The sequence below is a fragment of the Gilliamella intestini genome, from assembly GCF_900094935.1.
GTDB lineage: Bacteria > Pseudomonadota > Gammaproteobacteria > Enterobacterales > Orbaceae > Gilliamella > Gilliamella intestini.
Genome location: NZ_FMBA01000012.1, coordinates 1 through 7,606, shown reverse-complemented (window position 1 = coordinate 7,606; position 7,606 = coordinate 1). Strand labels below are relative to the sequence as shown.

Here is a 7,606-nt window from a genome sequence, read left to right as displayed (position 1 = left end):
CGTTCAATATCAACTAGATACGATAAGTTAGAAAGGAATTATGCCAGTATGGTATCACTGGCATTTATGTTAATGTGGCTGCCAATGTATTGTTGAGTAATTTATGTACAGTAAAAATCAACAGCCCCTAGACATTAAAAGCCAGTTACGATTAATTATAGATTCAAATAGATCATACTCTGTTAAATAACCACTTATATCATTTTTACTTTATTTTATACTGAAACGAGGGGCATTCCTGAAACTTTTTAACAAACCAGTGCTTAAAAATACTCTAATAAAATGTTAACAAAAAAGGGCTCAATTTAAAGCCCTTTTATTAGAATTAAACAAAATTATCGACGATCTGCAAGAGCTCTCAATAACATTAAGAATAAATTAATAAAATCAAGATACAGTGTTAATGCACCCAAAATAACAAAGCGTCTAAACATATTAGGATCATCTTGTTGTAATTGGTCTCCAAATTGCTTCAATTTCTGTGTATCATATGCAGTCAAACCAGCAAAAACAAATATACCAATATAAGTAATTGCGTTCATTAATGATTGACTTTGCATAAAGAAATTAACCACTGAAGCCATAACAATACCAACTAATCCCATAAATAAAAAGCGTCCAAAAGCTGACAAATCACGTTTAGTGGTATAACCATATAAAGCTAATGCCGCAAACATACCAGCACAAATGAAAAAGACACTAACAATAGATGAACCAGTGTACACTTTAAAAATGGGTGTTAAAGTTAACCCACTAATAACAGAGTAAAGCATAAACAATGTCGTTGCTGTACTACCTGATAATTTATTAATCATGCCAGATAAAACAAATACTAACCCTAGTTCAGCCGCTATCAAAACCCACGAAAATACACTAAGTGTGTGCAGTCCTCTAGGGGTAACAGAAAACAATAAGCCTTCCATCGCAGGATTAGATGATGCAAACCACGCAACAATTCCTGTTAAGAATAAACCAACAGTCATCCACCCATAAACATGACTCATGTATGTTTGAATACGACTACCTGATTGTTCAATGACTGAACCATTAGGTGAATAATTTTTCATTAATTACCTCTCATTAAAATGAATGATATAAATCCATATCATTATATCCTAAATAAATACTAATACCATTTTTTCAATGCTTCTTTATCTGTTTTTTTTGCTTCAACCCATCTTTCTCCTTGCATAGTTCGTTCTTTTTTCCAAAAAGGAGCTTCGCTCTTTAATATATCCATGATGAACTCTGCTGCTGAAAACGCATCTGAACGATGTGCGCTGCTTGCTCCTACAAAGACAATCTGTTCATTTGCATTAATTTCACCTATTCGATGAATTATCGCAATTCGGCTTAATTGCCATCTTTCTCTAGCTTGATCGGCAATATTGGCTAAAACTTTTTCAGTCATGCCTGCATAATGTTCTAAAAAAAGGTTTATTGTTTGTTTTTCAATACTACGAACTTTACCCATAAAAGTAACAATGGCACCATCTTGTGGTAATTGTGAAAGCCAGTCGTTTAGCTTATTAACATCAATCGGCTGCTCACTAACATTGATAAGATCCATAATGTTATCCACCTGTTACAGGAGGAAAGAAAGCAATTTCATCACCTTCTTTCACAATATAATCAAAATCAACCAAAGTTTGATTTACAGCACATAAAACAGAGTTTTCCTTAAATGCCAAGAACCATTGATCACCACGTCCACTTAACTGATCAATAAGATAGGAAACTGAAAGTTGATTTGCATCTAACATAACACACTCAGTACCAACTAATTCTCTAATTTGAGCGAAAAAAATAACTTTATTCATCTTCTATCTATTAAACCTTTTGGGCAACAAAATCACCTGATCTACCACCACTCTTCGTCAACAATCTTACTTGAGAAATAACCATATCTTTTTGAACTGCTTTGCACATGTCGTAAATAGTTAATGCTGCAACGGATGCGGCAACCATTGCTTCCATTTCAACACCAGTTTGCCCATTCAATCGACAAAAAGATTGAACTAGGACACAATTTTTTATTTGATCTACTTCTATGTTAATTTCAATTTTACTCAAAAAAATTGGATGACAAAGCGGAATAAGCTCCCAAGTTTTTTTCGCAGCTTGAATCCCTGCAATTCTTGCTGTAGCAAAAACATCGCCTTTATGATGTTTCCCTTCGATAATCATCTTCAGTGTTTTTGCATTCATTAAAACTAATGATTCGGCTCTTGCCTCTCGTGTTGTTATTAATTTTTCTGAAACATCAACCATATAGGCCTCACCTCGCTGATTAATGTGTGAAAATGATTCACTCATCCTTTAACCCTTAATATTTTATTAATCATCAATTTTTGTCAAGATAGCAAATTTTACTAATAGTTACCACCATTTGATTTTATCTTATAAAACAATTCATGCCGATGAGTAAACAAAGCATTCGAGTAATAACAAATTACTTCTATTATACCTTTTGCGGCTTAAATAAAAACTGCGTACAATATAGCTTTATATAATTATAATATCTGTGATTTTTTAATGCTTATCGCTCATATAGCCTTACCAGTACCAGTTTACCATCTGTTTGATTATCAGTTAACACCCCCTGCCAAAGTTGGAATGCGAGTAAAAGTTCCTTTTGGCTGGCGTGATGCAATAGGAATCATTGTTAATATTGATGAAAAAACTGACTTTGATATTAAAAACTTAAAAACCATTACAACAGTTATTGATACAGTCCCTATTTTTACCCCATCTATTTGGCAATTATTAAATTGGGCAGCCAGTTATTACCATTATCCTATTGGTGAGGTTTTATTTCATGCTATGCCTGTTTTACTAAGGCAAGGGCGTGAAGCTGCGCAAGGCGAAGTTAAAAGATGGCAATTAACCCAATTAGGTAAAAATATTGATTTGAAATCACTATCACGATCTTCAAAACAAAAACTATTATTATCATCATTTAGAAATAATACAATTTCTGACAATGATTTTAGCAATACTATATATCGTCAATTACAGAAAAAACAGCTTATTGAGCAAGTAATAAGTCAACCAGATAATATTAAATGGCAAACAAATTTTTCAACTAACACTAGTTCAATTCAATTAAATAGCGAACAACTCTATTCTATAGAAAAAATTAATAAACAAAATGATCAATTTGGAGTATTTTTACTGGAGGGCGTGACTGGTTCAGGAAAAACAGAAGTTTATTTAAATATACTTACCAATATTTTAGCTACTGGTAAGCAAGCGTTAGTATTAGTTCCTGAAATTGGTTTAACACCGCAAACTATTAAACGTTTTAAACAGCGGTTTAATGCACCAATTGATATTTTACATTCAGGACTAACCAATAAAGAACGACTTAACGTCTGGTTAAGAAGTAAAAACGGAGAAAACGCTATAGTTGTCGGCACTCGCTCATCACTTTTTACTCCATTTAAAGACTTGGGTATGATTATTATTGATGAAGAGCATGATAGTTCCTACAAACAACAAGAAGGTTGGCGCTATCACGCTCGAGATTTAGCTATTATCCAAGCTAAATTTAATAATATTCCAATTGTTTTAGGCTCTGCAACACCATCGCTTGAAACACTCAATAATGCACAAAATCACAAATACCATTTATTACAATTAACTGAAAGAGCCGGTAATGCAAAGCTTGCCAAACAGTCGATTTTAGATCTGCGTGGGTTAGTACTTACTGCTGGTTTATCTCAACCATTAATTGAGCAAATAAAAAAACATTTATCTAATAACAACCAAGTCATGTTATTTTTGAATCGTCGAGGATTTTCACCATTATTAATATGCCATGATTGTGGTTGGATTGCTGAATGTCCTCGCTGTGATAAACCTTATACATTACATCAAAAACAACACAAACTTATATGTCATTATTGCGATACATCAAGGATAGTGCCCAAGCAATGCCCAAAATGTGGCTCAACGCATTTAATGCCTATTGGGTTTGGGACAGAACAACTTGAACAGCAACTTGAAATTCTTTTTCCTAATATCAAGATTAGTCGCATTGATCGAGATACAGTGAGTAAAAAAGGCGCATTAGATAACTATTTACAAAGTATTCAACAAGGTGGAGCACACATTTTAGTTGGTACTCAAATTTTAGCTAAAGGCCACCACTTTCCTGATGTCACTTTAGTTGGAATTATCGATGTTGATGGTGCTTTATTTTCAAGTGATTTTCGGGCAACTGAACGATTTGCTCAAATTTATACACAAGTATCAGGAAGAGCTGGTCGTGAAATTAAGACAGGGCAAGTTATTTTACAAACATACCATCCTGAGCATCCTTTACTTAATGTTTTACTAACTGAAGGTTATCAAAAATTTGCCAAACTGACATTACAAGAAAGGCAATATACTCAACTACCACCATTTAGTTACCAAACATTAATTCGTGCAGCAGATCGCAATAATCATTATGCTCCATCTTTTTTACAACATATTTATGATTGGTTAAAAATACATTATGACCATACACTATGGCAACTTGGGCCAATGCCAGCAAATCAACCCAAAAAAGCGGGATATTATCGTTGGCAATTACTACTTCAACATACAAATAGACAACAATTACAGAAAATATTAGATCAACTATTAATGGACATAAATAAATGGACTGAAACATCAAAAGTGAAATGGAGTATTGATGTAGATCCTATTGATAATTAGACTACTGTTATTTCCACCAATATTAATTGATGGAAATAATAAATTATAAAATTATTTTACCGGCATTTTTATCTAGCGTTGCTTGGCCAATACCTGAAACTTCCTTTAACTGCTCAACTGAAATAAAAGGACCAAACTTTTCTCGATATTCTATTATCTTCTGAGCTTTACTTGTCCCAATCCCTGTTAATACTTTTGATAATTCTTCTGCTGTTGCAGTATTGATGTTTACTTGAACAATTTGTTTTTGTTCCTGTTTACCAGAAACTGATGTTGCAGGTACTGAATTGGCAAAACTTGTGGATGAAAAAATAAAACTTGATAACATAATACATAATAGTGAAAATATTTTCATTTGATTAACCTCTAAAAATAGTTACGCAAGTAAATTTGCGTAATAACTATCTCACTTAATCAGATAAAAAAATTTTATCAATTATAAAAATGAGAAAAGTCACCTAAGTGACTTTTCTTTTTTTCAATTACTGCTACTATTTTTAGAACTAAATCACAGATTAGCATCAGGCATAATCTCAATCTTAGCCTTAGAACGTATATCCGCTGTAAGATAAAAATATGTATTATTAATAAATAAAGGTAACAATTCAGAAGAAATATCGTTATATTCTTTTGGTGTGTCTACTTTAGTTAGAACAACAATGTAAGCATTTTTATCATCCAAAAATTCTACACCGTAAACAGGTTTATTCTCTACTGAAGGATTTAAATTGAAAACCATATCAATAACTTGTTTATTAAGTTCGGTTGAATTTCGATTTAAAGTATATTTTTTTGCAAACTGCACATTTTTGGCTTTTCCTGTTTCGTTTAATTCAGCCAATATATTATCAACACTGGATTTAAATTTATTCTGAGTCATTTGGGTAAGAAGTTTTTTATGGATTTCATCTTTAACTTCGTCAAATGATGCTATTCCTTCAGGGCGATAATCAATTGTTTGTACAACAAAATCATACTGTTTATTATTTCTATCAACAGGTATTAAATCAGAAATGTTACCAGTCGTTTTACCATCAACAATCATTTCTTCACTAAATATTACATCTCTAACCTCAGGATGAGAGGCAATTGAGAACTTATCATCGAAAGTAATCCAATCTGAAGTTTTTACTTCGCCTCCAACTTTGTTAGCAAGTTCTTCAATACTCTTAGGCGATTGGCTCAATGCTGTTTTAATTTTGTTCTCTTCACTTTCTAATGCTTGCTTAAGTTTTTTATTAAAGAGTTCTGAATGAATTTGATATCTTATGTAATTAAAATCCATAACCTTCTTAGGTTGGATACCATCTAATTTCACTATTGCATAACCGTTATCAATATTGATTGGTGACGAAATTTGTCCTACTTTTTTCAAGTTAGCATCTTTAAATACTTGAGGTAAAGAATCACCGTCAGCAAACCATCCCAATGAAGCATTTTTACCATATGGAGAAATACTTTGATTTTGATTAACTGTTTTAACAGTATCCTCAAAACTAACCTTAGCAGAAGAAAGGTTTTTGGCAATATTATTAGCTTGCTCTTTATCAGTAACAAAAATTACACTATAAGCTTTCTTAGCTGGATATGAATAAGCTTTAATATTTTTATCATACTCATTTCTAAGCTCACTCTCTGTAACATCAAGTGTTTTTCTTATTATATCTTCAGAAGTTAAAATATATTTAACTTTCACTCGCTCATTTTTAAAAAACTCTTTTAAATGTTCGTTATAATATTTTTGCTCATCATCTAATGTAATAGTTGACTCATCAATATCACTTACAGAAGTATTAACCGAAGTAGCGTATATGCTTCTAGTTTGATTTTTGAGTAAAGATATTTCAGAATCAATTGGTAAAACAAAACTACTATTTGCTAAGGCATTAACAACTTGTTGCTGCTGTAGTACTGTTCTTATAATTTTGGCATAACTATCTGGAGTGAAATCATTTTCTGCTAGAAGGTTTAAATATGTTTGATTATCAAATTTACCATTTTTAAAAAATTCTCTTTGTTTTTTAATAAACTTTTTAATCTGATCATTACTAATAGCTACACCTATCTTTTGCGAAAATTTATAAGCTAAATAATTATCGATTTGATAGGATAATACATTACGGCGTATCTGTTTAATAAAAGAACTACTGCCACCAGATTTTTCTATTTTTGCTTTAGCTTCCGCTTCAAATCTAGCTCGGCTAATACCTTCGCCATCAACTTTTGCAATGTACTGTTGTTGATCTCGTACACTATTTTTACCACCACCAAAGCCTAAAAACCCGACGCCAGTAAAAATAAAACATACAATAATTATTGCAAAAATAATCTTAACAACAATACTATTTGCTGCTGTTCGGATTGTTTCCATCATTTCTTGCGATTCTCCATATACCTAATGTTGAACTTTGCAAGTATAGCATATTTAACTAAATTGGCTATTACCATAATGTTGAGCTTAAAAAAAAGATCAACTTAAAGTTGATCTCAGATTGATGACAAACCTCGATATAATTCGGGGTTTATTTTTTTATTTAAACCATAAATAGGATTTTTAATTTGGATTTTATTAGGGGCTGTTGATCTTTGCTGTACATAAATTACTCAACAATACATTGGCAGCCACATTAACATAAATGCCAGTGATACCATACTGGCATAATTCCTTTCTAACTTATCGTATCTAGTTGATATTGAACGGTATTGTTTGATTCTAGCAAAGGCATTCTCGACTAAATGACGATAGCGATAAAGGCACCTATCCATACTGCTTTTATCTATATCCTTACCATAATTACGTTTAGCAATCACCGTTCGTCCGCCTTTTTGACGAACAAAGCACCGAAAAGGCTCGCTGTCATAACCTTTATCGGCTATCACTGTATTGACTTCATCGAGCCTT

At 32.2% G+C, this 7,606-nt stretch carries 8 protein-coding genes and 1 pseudogene; 2 read left to right on the top strand and 7 right to left on the bottom strand.

Annotated features, from left to right (window positions below):
• A pseudogene (locus tag GA0061080_RS12390) lies at nt 1–96 on the top strand (IS5/IS1182 family transposase); the annotation flags it as partial.
• Nucleotides 97–335: 239 nt separating this feature from the next.
• On the opposite strand, the gene GA0061080_RS04650 reads toward GA0061080_RS12390, so the two are convergent.
• From GA0061080_RS04650 to moaC, 4 genes are read right to left on the bottom strand one after another with little or no spacing between them, the layout of a single operon-like run.
• Nucleotides 336–1,067, bottom strand: a complete 732-nt coding sequence (locus GA0061080_RS04650; RefSeq protein WP_091121858.1) for a Bax inhibitor-1/YccA family protein — start codon at nt 1,065–1,067, stop codon at nt 336–338.
• A gap of 59 nt (nt 1,068–1,126) precedes the next feature.
• Nucleotides 1,127–1,570 (bottom strand): molybdopterin synthase catalytic subunit MoaE, encoded by a 444-nt coding sequence (moaE, locus tag GA0061080_RS04645; protein ID WP_091121854.1) that lies wholly within the window; start codon nt 1,568–1,570, stop codon nt 1,127–1,129.
• A 4-nt stretch (nt 1,571–1,574) separates the two neighbouring features.
• Nucleotides 1,575–1,820: a molybdopterin synthase sulfur carrier subunit gene (gene moaD, locus GA0061080_RS04640; protein WP_091121851.1), complete on the bottom strand. Its 246-nt coding sequence runs from the start codon at nt 1,818–1,820 to the stop codon at nt 1,575–1,577.
• 10 nt (nt 1,821–1,830) lie between these two features.
• Complete coding sequence (gene moaC / locus GA0061080_RS04635) at nt 1,831–2,316, bottom strand: cyclic pyranopterin monophosphate synthase MoaC (RefSeq protein ID WP_091121849.1); 486 nt, start codon at nt 2,314–2,316, stop codon at nt 1,831–1,833.
• 219 nt (nt 2,317–2,535) lie between these two features.
• Here moaC and priA point away from each other — a divergent pair, with 219 nt between their 5' ends.
• Entirely contained in the window at nt 2,536–4,704 is a 2,169-nt protein-coding gene (gene priA, locus GA0061080_RS04630) for a primosomal protein N' (RefSeq protein ID WP_091121846.1), read from the top strand.
• 43 nt (nt 4,705–4,747) lie between these two features.
• On the opposite strand, the gene GA0061080_RS04625 is transcribed toward priA, so the two are convergent.
• The 3 genes from GA0061080_RS04625 to GA0061080_RS12550 form a co-directional block, all read right to left on the bottom strand.
• A complete protein-coding gene (locus GA0061080_RS04625; RefSeq protein ID WP_091121840.1) occupies nt 4,748–5,059 on the bottom strand; it encodes a ComEA family DNA-binding protein in 312 nt (103 codons plus the stop codon).
• Nucleotides 5,060–5,212: 153 nt separating this feature from the next.
• Entirely contained in the window at nt 5,213–7,078 is a 1,866-nt protein-coding gene (locus GA0061080_RS04620; RefSeq protein ID WP_091121837.1) for a SurA N-terminal domain-containing protein, read from the bottom strand.
• 230 nt (nt 7,079–7,308) lie between these two features.
• Nucleotides 7,309–7,606 (bottom strand): transposase (locus tag GA0061080_RS12550; RefSeq protein ID WP_167349181.1); only part of this gene is annotated, 298 nt, incomplete at its 5' end.

Coding starts and splice junctions, on each gene's coding strand:
- GA0061080_RS04650 (WP_091121858.1), bottom strand. CDS start 1,067: ATGAAAAATTATTCACCTAATGGTTCAGTCATTGAACAATCAGGTAGT.
- moaE (WP_091121854.1), bottom strand. CDS start 1,570: ATGGATCTTATCAATGTTAGTGAGCAGCCGATTGATGTTAATAAGCTA.
- moaD (WP_091121851.1), bottom strand. CDS start 1,820: ATGAATAAAGTTATTTTTTTCGCTCAAATTAGAGAATTAGTTGGTACT.
- moaC (WP_091121849.1), bottom strand. CDS start 2,316: ATGAGTGAATCATTTTCACACATTAATCAGCGAGGTGAGGCCTATATG.
- priA (WP_091121846.1), top strand. CDS start 2,536: ATGCTTATCGCTCATATAGCCTTACCAGTACCAGTTTACCATCTGTTT.
- GA0061080_RS04625 (WP_091121840.1), bottom strand. CDS start 5,059: ATGAAAATATTTTCACTATTATGTATTATGTTATCAAGTTTTATTTTT.
- GA0061080_RS04620 (WP_091121837.1), bottom strand. CDS start 7,078: ATGATGGAAACAATCCGAACAGCAGCAAATAGTATTGTTGTTAAGATT.